Origin of the sequence: Rhodothermus marinus, from assembly GCF_009936275.1 — a bacterium.
GTDB classification, from domain to species: domain Bacteria; phylum Bacteroidota; class Rhodothermia; order Rhodothermales; family Rhodothermaceae; genus Rhodothermus; species Rhodothermus marinus_A.
The window spans coordinates 1,083,821-1,101,539 of record NZ_AP019797.1; the positions used below are offsets into that span (position 1 = coordinate 1,083,821).

At 62.8% G+C, this 17,719-nt stretch carries 14 protein-coding genes; 11 read left to right on the forward strand and 3 right to left on the reverse strand.

What is annotated here, in order from left to right; all coding sequences use genetic code 11:
* The first annotated feature begins 97 nt into the window (after window positions 1–97).
* Entirely contained in the window at window positions 98–1,519 is a 1,422-nt protein-coding gene (locus GYH26_RS04835; RefSeq protein ID WP_161540692.1) for a carboxypeptidase-like regulatory domain-containing protein, read from the forward strand.
* Here the strand turns inward: GYH26_RS04835 and GYH26_RS04840 are convergent.
* Window positions 1,459–2,234, reverse strand: a protein-coding gene (locus GYH26_RS04840; protein WP_197738543.1) for an IS5 family transposase whose coding sequence is annotated in 2 segments (ribosomal slippage) — window positions 1,459–1,898 and window positions 1,898–2,234 — 777 coding nt in all. Because the reading frame shifts where the segments join, the coding sequence is not laid out codon by codon here. The two genes, GYH26_RS04835 and GYH26_RS04840, sit on opposite strands and share 61 nt — an antisense overlap.
* 94 nt (window positions 2,235–2,328) lie before the next feature.
* On the opposite strand from GYH26_RS04840, the gene GYH26_RS15175 reads away from it, so the two are divergent.
* From GYH26_RS15175 to GYH26_RS04885, 10 genes are all read left to right on the forward strand, one after another.
* Window positions 2,329–2,898, forward strand: a complete 570-nt coding sequence (locus GYH26_RS15175) for a TonB-dependent receptor (protein WP_242006594.1) — start codon at window positions 2,329–2,331, stop codon at window positions 2,896–2,898.
* On the forward strand, window positions 2,864–4,159 hold the full coding sequence (locus GYH26_RS04845; RefSeq protein WP_242006595.1) for a TonB-dependent receptor domain-containing protein: 1,296 nt from the start codon (window positions 2,864–2,866) through the stop codon (window positions 4,157–4,159). Before GYH26_RS15175 ends, GYH26_RS04845 begins: the two co-directional genes overlap by 35 nt.
* 19 nt (window positions 4,160–4,178) lie before the next feature.
* Window positions 4,179–5,504, forward strand: a complete 1,326-nt coding sequence (locus GYH26_RS04850; protein WP_161540694.1) for a RagB/SusD family nutrient uptake outer membrane protein — start codon at window positions 4,179–4,181, stop codon at window positions 5,502–5,504.
* Window positions 5,505–5,592: 88 nt separating this feature from the next.
* Window positions 5,593–6,039 carry a hypothetical protein gene (locus tag GYH26_RS04855; RefSeq protein ID WP_161540695.1) on the forward strand — a complete coding sequence of 149 codons (447 nt, stop codon included), beginning with the start codon at window positions 5,593–5,595 and terminating at the stop codon, window positions 6,037–6,039.
* 58 nt (window positions 6,040–6,097) lie between these two features.
* Window positions 6,098–7,459, forward strand: coding sequence for a 16S rRNA (cytosine(967)-C(5))-methyltransferase RsmB (rsmB, locus tag GYH26_RS04860; RefSeq protein ID WP_161540696.1), 1,362 nt, complete (start codon window positions 6,098–6,100; stop codon window positions 7,457–7,459).
* Between the two features lie 8 nt (window positions 7,460–7,467).
* Window positions 7,468–8,016 (forward strand): hypothetical protein, encoded by a 549-nt coding sequence (locus tag GYH26_RS04865; protein ID WP_161540697.1) that lies wholly within the window; start codon window positions 7,468–7,470, stop codon window positions 8,014–8,016.
* 99 nt (window positions 8,017–8,115) lie between these two features.
* Window positions 8,116–8,745: a superoxide dismutase gene (locus GYH26_RS04870; RefSeq protein WP_161540698.1), complete on the forward strand. Its 630-nt coding sequence runs from the start codon at window positions 8,116–8,118 to the stop codon at window positions 8,743–8,745.
* A gap of 73 nt (window positions 8,746–8,818) precedes the next feature.
* Entirely contained in the window at window positions 8,819–9,445 is a 627-nt protein-coding gene (locus GYH26_RS04875; RefSeq protein WP_161540699.1) for a 4'-phosphopantetheinyl transferase family protein, read from the forward strand.
* Window positions 9,446–9,519: 74 nt separating this feature from the next.
* A complete protein-coding gene (locus GYH26_RS04880) occupies window positions 9,520–10,416 on the forward strand; it encodes a 1,4-dihydroxy-2-naphthoyl-CoA synthase (RefSeq protein WP_161540700.1) in 897 nt (298 codons plus the stop codon).
* Between the two features lie 490 nt (window positions 10,417–10,906).
* Window positions 10,907–14,359, forward strand: a complete 3,453-nt coding sequence (locus GYH26_RS04885; RefSeq protein ID WP_161540701.1) for a methylmalonyl-CoA mutase family protein — start codon at window positions 10,907–10,909, stop codon at window positions 14,357–14,359.
* An 83-nt stretch (window positions 14,360–14,442) separates the two neighbouring features.
* On the opposite strand, the gene GYH26_RS04890 is transcribed toward GYH26_RS04885, so the two are convergent.
* The gene (locus tag GYH26_RS04890; protein ID WP_161540702.1) at window positions 14,443–14,694 is read right to left on the reverse strand and encodes an FmdB family zinc ribbon protein; all 252 of its coding nucleotides are present in this window, start codon (window positions 14,692–14,694) and stop codon (window positions 14,443–14,445) included.
* Window positions 14,695–14,791: 97 nt separating this feature from the next.
* Window positions 14,792–17,698 (reverse strand): glycoside hydrolase family 3 N-terminal domain-containing protein, encoded by a 2,907-nt coding sequence (locus GYH26_RS04895; protein WP_161540703.1) that lies wholly within the window; start codon window positions 17,696–17,698, stop codon window positions 14,792–14,794.
* Window positions 17,699–17,719: the final 21 nt, after the last annotated feature.

Genomic DNA, 17,719 nt, shown 5'->3' on the forward strand with positions numbered 1-17,719 from the left:
ACGGTTTAGATTGAAGACTTGTTGAAGGAAAGGTGATCTGTTTTTTAAAATAGCGTTAGATTGTCATCGATTTGCCTCACCAAAATCCGGAAAGGTTATGCGCATTGGCTACGCACTTTTGCTGGCGTTGTTGCTGCCCGGTAGCGTATTGGCGCAGGGGACGATCCGAGGGCGCGTAGTGGATGCCGAGACGCAGGATCCCATCCCGGGCGCCAACGTGGTGGTTCGCGAGCTGATTCGCGGGGCGGCAACGGACATCGATGGGAACTACACCATTGAGCGTGTTCCGGCCGGGACCTATACCCTGGAGGCCAGCTTCGTCGGGTATCGAACGGAAACGCGCCGGGTGACGGTTGAAGAAGGGGCAACTATCACGGTTGATTTTGCGCTCTTCCAGACGGCGCTGAACCTGCAGGAAGTGGTCGTGACCGGTGCGGGTGGTCCCGTAGAAGTAAAGCGACTTGGGAATACGATCGCCACCATCAATGCGGCCCGTCTGGAGATTGCCCCGGTGCAGAATCTTTCGGAAATGCTGATGGCACGCGAGCCATCGGTAGCCGTACTGCCTTCGGGCGGTATCACCGGTGAGGGGGCCCGCATTCGTATTCGCGGCTCGGCCTCGCTTTCCCAGAGCAATGAGCCGATCGTTTACATCGACGGGATCCGAGTTAATCGCGACGGAGGATTCGGAAGTGGCTTCGTAGGAACCGGCGGAGGTGGCTCACCTTCGCGCCTGGACGATCTGGATCCCGAAGCCATTGAGCGGATCGAAATTCTGAAAGGTGCCGCGGCGGCCACGCTGTACGGCACGGAGGCTTCTAATGGTGTAATTCAGATCTTCACAAAGCGGGGGGCAGTGGGGCCGCCGCGCTTCAGCTTCCGGATTGAGCAGGGCGCCTCGTGGTATCCGAAGATCTATCCGGACAATACCGGGTGGGCCTGGAATCAGGCCGTAGCCGATACCATGTCGAAGTACTTCGGGCGGCCGATTCGCCCTTATGAACTGGTGCGGACGAACTTCATGCATGAGATGTTTGAGACGGGTTACCACCAGGCCTATTCGGCTTCGGTCAGTGGTGGGACGCCCGGAGTCACGTATTTTGTCAATCTGAGATGGTCGGACGAAGATGGGCCGTTTGGGGCCAAGAAAGGGCGCTGGTATCCGCCAGGGGTGCGTACCCGCTCGGCTGATATCAACCGTCTGGCGCAGGCCAGCGCTACGGTCAATATTTTCCCCAGCGATAAGCTACGGCTGGGCATTTCGACCGGTCTGACGCGGCGTCATTATGAGACGCCCAACAACAACAACAACATCTATGCGGCCTTTACGCTGGCTCAGTTCGGCAAGCCGGAGCTGGTCCGATACAACAACCAGACCGGCTCGCCGGCCTTCATGACGGTGAATGAGGGGCTACAGCAAACCTATACTCAGGACGTCGATCGCTTCTTTGGTAGAAGTCATCCGAAAAAGGTTCTCAAGAAGATCATGAGGCACCCGAGCAATACAAAACCCAGGTAGTTTTCCGCGTAGCGCTCATGACGCATCACAATCCGGCGAAAATGCCCCAACCACGCAAACAACCGCTCTACTTTCCAACGGCGTCGATAGCGACGAAGCTTACGCCCATCCTGCGTCTTTTTCCGCTTCCGATTCCGCCGATGCGGGGCAATCATCTCTATACCCTGTTGCGCCAATGCCTTATCCAGCGGATCACTGTCATAAGCCCGATCTCCAATCAAACGTACTGGCCTGGCCTCGGTAAAACGAGCCGCCAGAGTGGCTTCGACCAACCGGGTCTCATGTGGCGAAGCACTGGCCACCAGCACCGCCAGCGGCATCCCATTGGCATCGGCTATCGCCATGAGTTTGCTTCCTTTACCTCGCTTTGTCTTGCCCACACACGTCCCCCCTTTTTAGCAGCGACAAAGCAGGCATCGATAAAGCACTCCGAAAGCTTGAGCTTGCCCTGTTGGTGGAGTTCTTCGGCCAACACCTGCAAAATGCGTTGGAGGGTGCCGTTTCGGTTCCATGCTTGGAAGCGATCGTGGCAGGTGGACCTGGGCGGAAAGTGGGCGGGGAGCTTGGCCCAGGGAGCGCCGGTCTGGAGTATCCAGAGGATCGCTTCGAGGATCTCGCGGTCGGCGCGTCGGGGACGGCCGCGTCGATCAGGGCGTTTAGGAGGGGAGACGATCAGGGGCTCGATGCGTGCCCATTGTGCGTCGGTGAGTTTCATGAGGCCGCTCCGATTATCGTGGCGATTACAGAGTATCCCTATTTTCCGGATAAGTTCTAGTCTGAATCTGAACTATCGGCCGTCGCGACCGCTCATGGTGGACGCTACCTTTGGCATTGATGTGGTCAACCAGCTCAGCCGAGAAGTCTTTCCATTTCGCTGGAATATTGACAATTTCAGCGGCTACAATCCGGAAGGCGTCCGCCGCATTGACGACCTGAATGCGCTGGACATTACGGCCGATATCAAGGCAACCCATCGGGTGCGGCTTAGCTCGTCGCTGGAGTCCACGTTCATTCTGGGGACGCAGGGCTTCATCACGCGCCGCATCGACGAATCGGCCGAAGGGCGGCGTTTCCCGGGACCGGGTATTGACGTGACGGGTGGTGCTGCCGAACAGGAAGTCTTTGAGTCCTATCTGGAGGTGGTCAATCTGGGAATCTTTGCACAGGAGCAGATTGGATTTAACGATTATCTCTTTCTGACCGTCGGTGGGCGTCTGGACGCCAACAGCGCCTTTGGTTCGGAGTTTGACGCTGTGTTCTATCCCAAGGCTCAGTTTCATTCCGTCCGATGCGCCGTTCTGGCGTCCGCTGGGGCCCATTTCGTCACTGCGGCTGCGGGCGGCCGTGGGACAGTCAGGATTGCAGCCCGGTGCCTTTGATGCGTTGACCACCTACGTGCCGGTTGCTTCAAGCAGCGGCCCCGGTATTGTGCCGGGCAATCTGGGGAATCCGGAGCTCAAGCCGGAGATCTCCACCGAATGGGAAGTGGGCATGGAGCTCGGATTGTTACAGGACCGGCTCGCCTTGCAGGCCACCTACTGGGATCGAACGGTTACCGATGCCCTGGTGGACAAGCAATTCCCCGTTACGGGAGGCTTCCGGGCCCGCCAGCTTACAAACATTGGCGAATTGAAGGCAAAAGGAGTAGAACTGGGCTTTCAGGGCACGGTTTACAGCAGCGAGCAATTCTCGGTAGAGCTATTTGCAGGCGCCTCCTATCTGTGGGAGCAGGTGACCGACATGGGAGGGGCTCCACCTATCAAGGTCGGCGGCAGCTATCCGCGGTATCGCAACTTCATCATTGAGGGGTATGCACCAGGAGCGCATTTCGGGGCCAAACTATTGCCGACCGATGCCAACCACCTGCCGGTAGACTTCAACGGAGATGGGCAGCCGGACTCGCGGGATGAGGTGCTGGCCTATCTGGCGACACTGACGCCGGAAGATCTGATCAATCCAAGCAACGGGCGTGTCAACATGCCCAGTTCGCTGGGGCTGGTGTTGCTTGCCGATGAGGACGGCGATGGAGATCTGCTGGACCATTACCTCGGCAAGCCGACGCCGGACTGGCAGGGCTCGTTCGGGGCGACGATTCGCTTTCTGCGCAACTTCCGGCTCTATACGGCCTTCGAATTCAAGGCGGGCAACTACTACGTGAATAATCTGACGTTCGCCTTCCGTCAGGCCAATGCCGTGATCGGACGCAACCTGCCCTGGTCGGCCGAAGTGGTGCGGGATTACGCGACCGGGGGGGTGGATGCCAACGGGAATCCCATGAACGATCCGCAGGTGCGGCTGCGGGCGCTGGAGCGCTGGCTTAACGAACTGCTGGCGCTGGCTCCCTTCAGTGGGCTGAATACGATCAAGCCGGCCGACTTTCTGCGCTGGCGGGAGCTGAGCCTGACCTACGACGTGCCGCGTTCGCATCTGCAGCGGCTCTGGGGCATTGACCGGCTGTCGTTCACGCTGGGCGTGCGCAACCTGGCGCTCTGGACCCGCTACGACGGGCCGGATCCGGAAGTCAATGCCGTCGGGCGCGGCAGCGGTAGCCAGCTGGATCAGAACTACCTGGACGGAGTGGACGCCTTTGGCTTCGTCCTGCCGCGGCGGGTGACGTTTACCGTTCGGTTTGGCTTCTAACCTACCGGGAGAAACGACCATGCGTTACGATAAAAGCTTCTGGATCGGGTTGTTGGTCTTTAGCCTGGGGCTGAGTATCGCCGGCTGTAACCTGCTGGACGTCAACAACCCGAACGACCTGGTTGAAGAAGACCTGGGGAATCCGGCGGCAGCCGAACCCATGGTGAATGGCGTCGAAGCCGCTGTTACGCGGGCGGTTCAAGCGATTCTGACGCCTTATTCTACAGCTACTGACGAGCTGGTCTGGGTAGGATCGCGCGATGCCTGGCAACAGCTGGACTTTGGGAATGTGGACGATCCGTTTAATGAATTTACCGACGCAGCCTTCCCCTATGTAGCCGAGGCGCGCTGGTGGGCCGATGCGGTCATCGCCCGGCTGGAAGCATTTCGCAACGAAGGGGCACTTTCGGATCCTACCGTGCTGGCGCGGGCCTACCTGTACGGCGCGATCATCTATGTGACGATCGCCGATATGTTTGACGACTTTGCCTTTTCCGATCGGCAGGAGCCCGCACCACCGATCGGCCGGGATGGATTGCCGCAGGTCTATGATAAGGCGATCGATTACCTTAACAAAGCGCTGGCAATCGCTGAGGCGCGGAACAATACTGCCCTCCAGGGGCAGATCTTGATGTTCCGGGCGCGTGCCAAGTACAGCAAGGCGCTGCGCGCCATGCTTCGACCCGGACAGGTGCAAGTGAACGGACTGGTCAACGATGCCGGTGCCGTGGCCGATGCCCAGGCGGCGCTTGCCGTGGTAGATCCCGAAGCCCGGGTGATTCTGGACATGGATCCCAATGCGCCCGATCTGGTGGTGGGGGATCTGAGCCTGGGGGATCAGGTCAACAGCCGTCTGGAGATGCGTTTTGGGGATACCTACATTCAGCCCACGGCCAACAACAAGCAGACGCAGGCCGTTATCTTCAAAGACATCATTGACACAGATGTGGTCCATCCTTTTGTGGAGCAGGAGATCATGGCCTTCCATGCGGCCGGTCTGTACCCTGACATGACAGTTGCCTCCGAACGTGAAATGCACCTGATTTTGGCCGAAGCGGCGTTGGCCAGCGGAGACATCAACGGCTTTACCACCCACATCAACCATCTGCGTACGCGGGACGGGCTGACACCTTATGACCCGAACAGTTCGGGCATCGAACCGATTGAAATGCTCCGTTTTAGCCGTCAGGCTTACCTGTTCCTGCAGGGGCGTCGCCTGGCGGACCACTACCGCTTTAATGATCCCTCGCCGGAGTGGCGACCGGACGGCACGGCCATGCGCCAGCCGGGGACCTTCTTCCCCATTACGATTATTGAGCGTCGTGCCAATCCGTACATAGACTGAGCCGAAAAGACGTACCTGAATGAGACGGAGGTGCCGGAGCCCGGTCTTCGGCACCTCCGCTTTTCTAAAGCCAAACCGGTGGATATAGATGCGAGGACTGGTTGTTCTGGGACTCACTGGTTGCCTGTTGCTGGGCGCCTGCGATCTGTTCAGGGGACAGGATGCGCCGGAGCGGGCGCGGCTCCGCATTGAAGGCACCACAGACAGCACGCTGACGCTGGTCACCTCGACAAACTTTCTGCTGCAGCGTACGGCGGTGCTGGACGAGTCGGGCACGCCGCGCAGAGATACCCTGCTGGTGTATTTTCTGGAAGCTGACACGTTGCAGATTACGTTGCCTTACAGCGGGGAATTTGATATCCGGCTACGTGAGCGCTTTTTCGCACGACTCTCTCCGGGTGTCGCTGGCGTATGGATGCGCGTCTGGATCGACGACCGCCTCCGATACGACACGCGTCCGGGGGAAACTCTTCCGTTATTGCAGTTCGTTTATTACCGCGTCAAAGGAACACCCCCCTATAACGAGATCTTCTGATAACCTTTTTCTCTTGATTCGGTATCAGAGAAACGTACCCCGCGTTTACAGGAAATTTATGCCTAAAGTACGAGGACTACGCAAACGCCTGGATCCCGCCCGCCGGGAGGCGGTGCGGATGCTGGAACGCATCGAAAACGATCAGGCTTACGTCAACCGTCTGACGTCGGCCGGACTGATCGACGAGCTGGAGCCGGAGGCCGGCCGCCGGGCTACCGAATACGTGGCCGGCGTGACGCGCTGGCGGCGCTGGCTCGACTTTCTGCTGGCACAGAACTACCGCGGCCGCTACGACAGCATGGAGCCCCGGCTGCGCCAGATCCTGCGGCTGGGTCTTTACGAACTGCTCTTCACGGACACGCCGCCTTATGCCGCGCTGCACGAGGCCGTCGAACTGGCCCGAAGGCTTGTGCGGCCGCAGGCCGGAGCCGTGGTGAACGCCGTGCTCCGATCGCTGCTGCGCCAGCGCGACTTTCTGCCGCAGCCGCAGACGGGCGACCCGGCCGAAGATCTGGCCATTCGCTATTCGCACCCGACCTGGATCGTGCAGCGCTGGCTGGCTCGCTACGGACCGGCCGACACCGAGGCGCTCCTGCGCTACAACAACGAACGCCCCTGGTTTGGCGTGCGCGTGCGCACCGACCGCATTCCGCGCCATGTGGTGCTGCATCGCCTGGCCGATCGGGGTCTCGAAGCCGAGCCGTCGCCCGTGCTGAACGACTTCATCCGGGTGCAGCGGCTGGGCCCCATCCTGGAAGACCGGCTCATCGAAAAAGGCCTGCTGGCCGTTCAGGATGAAAGCGCGGGCCTGGTGGTGCGTCTGCTCGATCCGCATCCGGACGAAACCATCGTCGACGCCTGCGCGGCGCCCGGCGGCAAGACCACCTACATCGCTACGCGCATGCGCGACCACGGGCGCGTACTGGCTTTCGACGTGCACCCGAAGCGGACGGAACTGATCCGCAGAGCCGCCCTGCAGCAGGGGCTGACCAGCATTGCGGCCGAGACGCTCGACCTGCGCCAGGTGCCCGAGCGCTATCCGGACCTGCAGGCCGACCGCGTGCTGCTCGACGTGCCCTGCTCCGGGCTGGGCGTGCTCGCCAAACGGGCCGACCTGCGCTGGCACCGGCGTCCGGAGGAGCTGGACGAACTCGTCCGGCTGCAGGACGAGCTGCTGGAGGCGGCTGCCCGGCTGGTGCGTCCCGGCGGCATCCTGGTCTACAGCACCTGCACGATCGAGCCGGAGGAAAACGAAGCGCGTGTCCGGGCATTTCTGGCGCGGCATCCGGAGTTCACCGTGGAGCGGGCCGACGCCTGGGTGCCGGCCGAGATGGTTACGGCCGAAGGCTTCCTGGCCACCTGGCCGCCGCGCGACCGGATGGACGGGGCCTTTGCTGCGCGTCTGCGCCGAACGGCCTGAAAACGAGCATGGAAGCACTCATCCGCGAACTGATTCCGCACGCGCCGCAATGGGGTCTGTTCGTGGCCCCGGAAATCCCGGAAGATCGTCTCCGGGGCGCGCTGGCCGACTACGCGCAGGGCGTGGCGCCCCACGAAGTGCTGGCGCTTTACGACGCGACACTGATGGGCACGGGACGGGACGGCGCCGTCTTCCTGCGAGATCGGTTCGTGTTCCAGAACCTGGATCTGGAACCCCCACAGACCGTCCGTTACGAAGACCTGGTGGACGTCGAACTGAAGCGGCGATTGCTGGGCGGTCGCCGTATCGAACTGCAGGTCAACCGCGGCCGCGCCACCTTCACGCTGTCGATGGACTTCTCTGGCAGGCCCAAAGCGGCCCCTTACATCGCACGCTTTCTGCAGGAGGCCATGCTGCGCGCACCTTCCGCGCCACAAGCTCCGGCGACGCAAACCGATCGCGAAGCGGTGCAGGCCCTACTCCAGCAGTTGCTGGAAACAGGGAAACTGAGCCGGCGCGACTACGAACGCCTGCTCGAAGTGTTACGATCTGGTTAACCGGGAAAACTTTCCCGCGGTTTTTTCCGTTAGAACCTTCCCCGTGGGAGGAACGCTGCGGCGATCCGATGCAACCCGGAACCAAATCGAGGAGACGCTATGGCTTTCACGCTGCCCCCGTTGCCCTATCCGTATGACGCCCTCGAGCCGTATGTCGATGCGCAGACGATGGAAATTCATTACACGAAGCACCATCAGGGCTACGTCAACAACCTGAACAAGGCGCTCGAGGGCTACCCCGAGCTGCAGAACAAGTCGATTGAAGAGTTGCTGCGCGGCATCAACGAAATTCCCGAGGCGATCCGGACCGCCGTGCGCAACAACGGTGGCGGACACGCCAACCACAGCCTGTTCTGGACCATCATGAAACCCAATGGTGGGGGTGAACCCACCGGTGAACTGGCCGAGGCGATCAAGGCCACGTTCGGTTCGTTCGAGGCTTTCAAGGAGAAGTTCTCGGCCACGGCCGCCGGACACTTCGGCAGCGGCTGGGCCTGGCTGGTGGTGGACGAAAACGGCAAGCTCCAGGTCTATTCGACGCCGAACCAGGACAGCCCCTACATGCAGGGCCATACGCCTATCCTGGGGCTGGACGTCTGGGAGCATGCCTACTACCTGAAGTATCAGAACCGCCGCGCCGAGTACATCCAGAACTGGTGGAACGTGGTCAACTGGGACCAGGTGGCCCAGTACTACAAGGAGGCGCTGGCGAAAGTCGCGGCGGCCTGAACCGCCCGGCGATCGAAACGTGAAAGGCAGGGCATCAGGCCCTGCCTTTTTTGTTGATCCGGGGAGTCCACGCATGGAGTTGCCGGAGTCAATCAGCTGGCACTGGCTGCGCTACGATCCGTCCTGCGAGCCCCGCTGGCGGTCGTGGCTTTCGGAAGACGAGGGCCGGCGGCTGGCGGGCTTCCGGCGTGTGCAGCGGCAGCGGGCGTTTCTGCTGGGACGGGCAGCCGCCCGGCAGTTGCTGGCCGAACGCCTGGGCATAGCTCCCGAGCGCGTGCCCCTTGTGGCGCGTCCCGACGAGCCGCCGCAGGTGCCGGGCACGGGGCTGTTCGTCTCGATCGCCCATGCCGACGAAGTGGCGCTGGCCGCCGTCGCTCCCCATCCGATCGGGGCCGATCTGGAGCGCCTCAAACCACGCCCACCCGAACTCTATCGTTACGTGTTGCATCCAGATGAGTACCCGCTGCTGCGTCATTTCGGGGACGATCCGGGGCAGGCCGTGATCTGGTGCTGGGCCTTCAAGGAAGCCGTGCTGAAAGGGCTCGGCGTCGGCCTGCGCTGCTCGCCTCGAAGGCTCCGACTGGTGCTGGAGACGGCCACGCGTGGCCGCGTGCTGCTGGAAGATGGCACGAGCTGGCAGGTGCGGGCATCCGAGCACGACGGCTATGTTCGGGCACTGGCCTGGCCCGAAAATCTGTAGCGCATCGAAGCCTTTTTCGTTCTATATTGGCGCCGACAATCCCGAAGTTGTCTCACGAAAACACAGGAGCCGCCATGGTTTCGGCCATTTTCGATCCCGACCGCTGGGTGGAAGTCGAAGGATTCCAGTTCGAGGACATCACCTACCATCGCGCCAAGGATCAGGGTACGGTCCGCATTGCCTTCAACCGGCCGGAAGTGCTCAACGCGTTTCGCCCCAAGACCGTCGATGAACTCTATCAGGCGCTCGACCACGCCCGCCAGACGCCGGATGTCGGCGTGGTGCTGCTGACGGGCAACGGCCCCTCGAAAAAGCACGGCAAGTGGTCCTTTTCGGCCGGGGGCGATCAGCGCGTGCGCGGACCGTCGGGCTACCAGTACGAGGAAGGGGACGACTCGCCCGCCGCAAAGGCCCGCATGGGCCGGCTGCACATTCTGGAAGTGCAGCGGTTGATCCGCTTCATGCCCAAGGTGGTGATCGCCGTGGTGCCCGGCTGGGCGGTGGGCGGCGGCCACAGCCTGCACGTTGTTTGTGACCTGACGATCGCCAGCCGGGAGCATGCGCTCTTCAAGCAGACCGATCCTGACGTGGCCAGCTTCGACGGGGGCTTTGGCTCGGCCTATCTGGCTCGCATGGTAGGACAGAAACGCGCCCGCGAGATCTTCTTCCTGGGCCGCACCTACACGGCCGAGGAGGCCTACCAGATGGGTATGGTCAACGCCGTGGTGCCGCACGAAAAGCTCGAAGAGGTGGCGCTGGAGTGGGCGGCCGAGATCAACCGGAAAAGTCCGACGGCCATCCGCATGCTCAAGTACGCCTTCAACCTGATCGACGACGGCCTGATCGGCCAGCAACTCTTTGCCGGCGAGGCGACCCGACTGGCCTACATGACCGAAGAAGCCCGCGAGGGCCGCGATGCCTTCCTCGAAAAGCGCAAGCCGGACTACTCAAAATTTCCCTGGTATTACTGATGCGATTTCAAGGGCACGTGCGTGGCATCCCCTGACCCGCTTCTTTCCCCGTGCTTTCTCACATGGCCGAGGATTTCCCGGAAATCGTATTACCGAGGCGCTCCTTCCGTAATCGCCGACTCAATGGAGCATATGAGAAAGCACGGGCGCACACTGCGGTGCCTCCTACCAGACAAACAACAACGTTTCTACCAGGTAGGGGCGGACCGCTGTGCCCGCCCGATCCTACCCGCTGGATTACGTCCGCCACACGGGGTGCGGCACTCTCATGCACCGGTAAATCAGCGACCCCGTATAGGTCGGCAAGAGGCCAGGCAGCTACTGGCGAAAGGAGACTGGGACGTCCGACTTCGAGGGTGTCGCTGGCGCGACCAGGGATTGGCGTTTCAGAAGAAAGGCTCCTCTGAGAAATTCCCACGCCCGGCCGAACTTTTGCGGCCGGGTTTTTGTTTTCTATGGCTGAAAGCGCTTGCGAAAACCGAAGATCCCCATGGAAACGCGTATCTATAAACCCAAACACCGCATCCGCTTCGTCACGGCGGCCAGCCTTTTCGACGGACACGACGCCGCCATCAATCTGATCCGGCGTTTGCTCCAGGCCAGCGGCGCCGAGGTCATCCATCTGGGCCACAATCGCTCCGTCCACGAGATCGTCGAGACGGCCATCCAGGAGGACGTGCAGGGCATCGCCGTCTCGAGCTACCAGGGCGGGCACATGGAGTTTTTCAAATACATGATCGACCTGCTCAGAGAGCGGGGCGCCTCGTACATCAAGGTCTTCGGTGGGGGCGGTGGTGTGATCGTGCCCGAGGAGATCCGGGAGCTGGAAGCCTACAGCGTCTGCAAGATCTTCTCGCCGGAGGACGGGCTGCGCATGGGCCTACAGGGCATGGTCAACTACATGCTGGAGCAGTGCGACTTTCCGACCGTGCACCAGCTCGAAGCCGAAGAGCTGGAACGGGTGCGGCAGCGGGACAAAAAAGCGCTGGCCCGTGTGCTGACGGCCATCGAATCGCGGTTGCTGGAGCACGTGCCGGCGCACCTGGTGCCCGAGCCGGCCGGCGGCGACGGTGCGCCGGCGGCCGAGGTGCGCACGGCACCGGTGGTGGGCATCACCGGTACCGGCGGTGCGGGCAAATCGACGCTGACCGACGAGCTGATTCGTCGCTTTCTCAACGACTTCGAGGACATCCATATCGCCGTGCTCTCGGTGGATCCCACGCGGCGGCGCACGGGCGGGGCGTTGCTGGGCGACCGCATTCGCATGAACGCGCTCTACGGCGAGCACGGCGACCGCGTCTACATGCGTTCGTTCGCCACGCGCCAGGCCCATCGCTCCATCTCCGAATCGCTGAAGGAAGCCATCGACGTGTGCCGGGCGGCCGGTTTCGACCTGATCTTCGTCGAGACGGCCGGCATCGGCCAGAGCGACACGGAGATCGTGGATCTGGCCGACATCACGCTCTATGTGATGACCCAGGACTACGGCGCCCCGACCCAGCTCGAAAAGATTGGGATGCTGGACCTGGCCGATCTGATCGCGCTGAACAAGTTCGAAAAGCGGGGCAGCCAGGATGCATTGCGCGACATCCGCAAGCAGGTGCAGCGCAACCGGGGCGCCTTCGATCAACCCCTGGAGGCCATGCCGGTCTTTCCGACCATGGCCTCGCACTTCAACGACCCGGGCACGACGCGGCTCTACCTGGCGCTGCTCGAGCTGCTCAACGAACGCTTCCGCTTTGGCCGGACTTCCCGGCTTTTCAAGCCCGAGGAGCTTCCGGAGGTCGATCCCGAAAAACTGGCCATCATTCCGCCGAAGCGTGAGCGCTACCTGGGCGAGATCGTCGAGACCTGCCGCAACTACCGAAAGTGGGTAGAGGAGCAGGTGACCTACGCCCGCAAGTGGGGTGAGGCGGTGGGCGCGCGGCGTCAGGTGGAGCGTTGGGCGCCCGAAGACCGTGAGCTGCTGCTGGAGCGGCTCGATCAGATGATTCGTCACTGGTGGGACAAGCTCGACGCTCGCTGCAAGCGGATCCTGGAAGAGTGGGACGCCACGGCCGAACGCTACCGCCAGGAGACGTTCACCTACAAGGTGCGGGATAAAGAAATCACCACATCGCTCTACCACACCTCGCTGGCGGGCACGAAGGTGCCCCGTGTGGCCCTGCCACGCTACGAAGATCCCGGCGAGCGGCTGCGCTTTGCGCTGCTGGAGAATCTGCCCGGCTACTTCCCCTACACGGCCGGCGTCTATCCGTTCAAGCGTACCGAGGAGGAGCCCACGCGCATGTTCGCGGGCGAAGGAACGCCCGAGCGCACCAATCGCCGCTTCCACTACATCTCCGAGGGCATGTCGGCCAAGCGGCTCTCGACCGCCTTCGACTCGGTGACGCTCTACGGACGCGATCCGGACGAACGCCCGGACATCTACGGCAAGATCGGCAACGCCGGCGTGTCGATCTGCACGCTCGACGACATGAAGAAGCTCTACTCGGGCTTCAACCTGTGCGACCCGAAGACGAGCGTCTCGATGACGATCAACGGGCCGGCGCCCATGATTCTGGCCATGTTTCTGAACACGGCCATCGACCAGCAGGTGGAGTACTACCTGCGGGAGATCGGCCGCTGGGAAGAAGTCGAGCGGGCCATTGCCGAGCGGCTGGGCGACGAGCGGCCGCGCTACGTGCCCTTCGGGCCTCAGGGACGGCTCGACAGCCTGCCCCCCACGCACGACGGCACCGGACTGGGGCTGCTGGGCACGAGCGGTGCCGAGCTGGTCGAGTGGGGACTGCTCGACCGCGAAACCTACGAAAACATCAAGGCCCGGTCGCTTTCGGTGGTGCGCGGCACCGTGCAGGCCGACATCCTGAAAGAAGACCAGGCGCAGAACACCTGCATCTTCTCGACCGAGTTTGCGCTGCGCCTGATGGGCGACGTGCAGCAGTATTTCATCGACCATAAGATCCGCAACTTCTACTCGGTCTCGATCTCCGGCTACCATATCGCCGAGGCAGGCGCCAACCCGATCACGCAACTGGCCTTCACGCTGGCCAACGGCTTCACCTACGTGGAGTACTACCTGAGCCGGGGCATGCACATCGACGATTTTGCCCCGAACCTGTCCTTCTTCTTCTCGAACGGCATGGATCCGGAGTACAGCGTGATCGGCCGGGTAGCCCGGCGCATCTGGGCCGTGGTGATGCGGGATAAGTACGGCGCCAACGAGCGGAGCCAGAAGCTCAAGTACCACATTCAGACCTCGGGGCGTAGCCTGCACGCCAAGGAGATCGTCTTCAACGACATCCGCACAACGCTGCAGGCGCTCATGGCCATCTACGACAACTGCAACTCGTTGCACACGAACGCCTACGACGAGGCCATCACGACGCCCACCGAGGAGAGCGTGCGCCGCGCCATCGCCATCCAGCTCATCATCAACAAGGAGTTCGGGCTGGCCAAGAACGAGAACCCATTGCAGGGTAGCTTCATCATCGAGGAATTGACTGACCTGGTCGAAGAGGCGGTGCTGCAGGAGTTCGAGCGCATCGACCGACGCGGCGGTGTGCTGGGTGCCATGGAGTCGATGTACCAGCGCGGAAAAATCCAGGAAGAATCGCTGCTCTACGAGCGCAAAAAACACAGCGGCGAGCTGCCGATCATCGGCGTGAACACGTTCCTGCCGAAGAACGGCGAGTCGCACGATGCACCGACGGCGCTGATGCGCTCGCACGAGGAGGAAAAACGCCACCAGATTGAAAACCTGCGGGCCTTCCAGCGGCGCAATGCGCATCGGGCGCCGCGCATGCTGGAACGGCTGCAGCAGGTGGCGCGTCGCGGCGAGAACGTATTTGCCGAGCTGATGGAAACCGTGCGCTACTGCTCGCTGGGGCAGATCACGAAGGCGCTGTTCGAAGTGGGCGGCGAGTACCGGCGCAATATGTAGCCGTTCATGTTGTTCGGCGGGGACAAATGGAAAAAGCCGGGAGCGACCCGGCTTTTTCCATTTCCGTTCACTGCAGAACGACTTCAGTCGCTTTTGCTCTCCGAAGTGGAGGCTGTGCTTTTGGTCTTGCTGCCGTTCGAGCCGTTGCTGCTACCCTTGCGGGCGTAGTCGGTCAGGTAAAAGCCACTACCCTTGAAAATCAATCCGGCCGAACCCGTGATGATGCGCTCGACGCGCTGGCCGGTGGTCGGACAATGCGTCAGCGGGGGATCGGTGATGCGCTGTTCGATCTCGAACGTCGTCCCATCCTCACGACGGTACACGTAGGTCGGCATGGCGACACCCCTTCTGGTTTGACAGCTTGCTGCAAATCTGGCGCAGAGGACGCCACAAATCGCATTCCAGCCCGACAACCTGTCGGACGGCGCTGTTCTACGGCAAGAGCGCGTTCAGGTTCAGCGTGGGCGGTCCGATGAGGGCCTCGTAGGCCAGGTCGGCCAGCTGCGCCCGCACGGCCAGGTGCTTCCGGTTTTCCCGCGTGGGATAGACCCGGTTGGTCAGCAGGATGACGAACAGCTGCTGATCCGGGTCGATCCAGATCGATGTCCCCGTAAAGCCCGTATGGCCGAAGCTGCGCGGCCCGAACAGCCGGCCGGCCGAGGAGTAGCCCTCCCGGCTCCGGGTGTCCCAGCCCAGCGCACGCGTGCCGGCCCGCTCCGGATCGACCGGCGTGGTGAAAAGGCGGATCGTTTCGGGCTTGAGAAACGGACGTCCGCCGAGGCGCCCTTCGTTGACCAGCATGTAGGCGAAGCGGGCCAGGTCTTCGGCCGTCGAGAACAGTCCGGCATGTCCGGCCACGCCGCCCAGAATCCAGGCCGTCTCGTCGTGCACCTCGCCCTGAATGAGTCGGTGCCGGAAGACCGTGTCGATTTCGGTGGGCACCACGGTCGTATCCGGCCGGCCGACCGGTCGAAAGCCCGTATGCCGCATGCCCAGCGGCCGGAAAATGTGCTCCTCGGCGTACCGGTCCAACGGCTGGCCCGTGATGCGTTCGATCACCCAGCCCAGCACGATCATGCCCAGATCGCTGTAGCGGGACTGCGTGCCGGGCTCATAGATCAGCGAGTCGGACAGAATGGCCTGGCGCACCGCCTCGGCCGAAGTAATGCCCATGCGGTGGAAGGGATGAAACGGCGCCAGCCCGGCCGTATGCGACAGGAGCTGGCGAATCGTCACGCGATCCTTTCCATTTTGCCCGAATTCAGGCAGGTAGCGCACGACCGGCGCGTCCAGGTCCAGCTTGCCGGCCTCATAGAGCTGCATGGCGGCCGTCGTGGTAACCACCACCTTGGTGAGCGAGGCCAGATCGAAGACCGAGGACGGGGTGACGCGCTGGTCGGACGTGTACGTGAAATGCCCGTAGCCCTTGAGCCACACGATGGCCGGACCGCGCCCGATGGCCACGGCCGCACCGGGAAAGGCGCTGTCGGCGATGGCCGCCCGGAGCAGCGAATCGACCCGGTAGAGCCGCTGCGTGCTCATGCCCACTTCTTCGGGGTAGGCCAGGCGGGGCGCCACCTGCTCAAGCTGAAGGCCATCACCGCGCTGAAAATGCCCCGGAATGGTAATGGGCAATCGGCCGGTGAAGGGGGCCTGTCCGAAGATCGCCTGCACGGCGGCCCGCTGGGTGGATTCGCTCCCTCCGTAAGCGGCCAGATAGACGGCCGGAGGCCGCTGCAGATCCATGATCAGGTACGGGTTGCCGAAAGCAATCAGCACGACGGGCCGCCCCTGCGCGATGAGCGCGTCCAGAAACGTCCGCTGGCGTTCAGGCAGGCGGATGCGGCCCGTGCCGGAGCGGACGAACAGATAGGCGGGTACCAGCACCACGTCGGCGCGGGCGGCCGCCTCCAGCGCCGCGCGGTAGTCGTCCGGGTGGGAGCGCACGTCCAGCAGCCGGGAGGCGATGCGGTCGTCGGGGGCGATTTCTCGCAGCGTCTGCACGAAAAAGCGCCCGGTGGCGGGGTCGTCGCTGTCGCTGAGGATGATTACCTGTAGTTGACGTGGGGTAGCGGGCACGTCGGGAAGAGGCAACAGGTTGCCCTCGTTGCGCAGCAGCGTCAGCGAAGCGCGTGCGATCGTCTGGCTGAGCGCTTGGTGCGGTGCAATGCCCACCACATAGGGGATGGCGTTGAGATCGACCAGCCGCTCCCGATGCAGGCCCAGCCGCTCTTTGGCCAGTAGGATGCGGCGCACCGAGGCTTCGATGCGCGCGCGGGACAGCCGCCCCTGTGCGACGGCCTGCAGGATGGCCGACCGGGCGGCCTCGACGTCTTCGGAGAGCAGCAGCATGTCGGCTCCGGCCTCCAGCGCGCGCACGGCCGCTTCGCCCACGCCGAAATGCTTCGTCACGCCCTGCATCTCCAGCGCGTCGGTGACCACCAGCCCGTCAAATCCCAGTTCCTCGCGCAGCAGGTCGTGGGTGATCCGGCGCGAAAGCGAGGCGGGAAGGTTCGGCGTGGGATCCAGGCGGGGCAGGGCCAGGTGGCCCGTCATGATGCTCTGCACGCCGGCCTTGATGGCGGCCCGAAACGGCACCAGCTCCAGCGTGTCGAGCCGCTTCCGGTCGAAGGGCAGCACGGGCAGGTCGCTGTGCGAGTCGATGGACGTGTCGCCGTGGCCGGGGAAGTGTTTGGCCGTGGCGATGGCGCCGGCGTCCTGCACGCCGCGCACGAAGGCGCGTACCATGGTGGCGACCAGGCGCGGGTCTTCGCCGAAAGCGCGGACGTTGATGATCGGGTTCAGCGGGTTGTTGTTCACGTCGGCCACCGGCGCGTAGAGCTGGTGCACGCCCAGCGCACGCGCTTCGCGGGCCGTAATGTAGCCGACTGCATAGGCATAGTCCGGGTTGCCGGTGGCCCCGATGGCCATGGCCCGCGGAAAACTCGTCGTGCGGCTGACGCGCATGGCCACGCCCCATTCGGTGTCCTGAGCGATGAGCAGCGGCAGGCGGCTCCGACGCTGCAATTCGTTGGCCAGGATGGCCTGGCTGTAGGGATCTCCCTGAAAGAAGATGACGCCGCCCACCTGAAACTGCTCGACCAGCCGCACCAGCTCGCGATAGTCCGGATCGTCCACGCTCTGGAAGACACCGCGCGCCCGCACGGCAAAGAGCTGACCGATCTGCTGCGCCAGCGTCAGCGTGCGGAGCTGGGTTTCGGTCCAGGCGCCCGGACGCGTTCGATCCGGCGGCGCGGGATCGGGTTCGGAGCGATGGGCAAAGGCCAGCAGCGTGGCACTGCAGACGACAAGCAGCAGCGACAGCAGGCGCATCGGCATGGAGGACAACGCGGTTTGCAG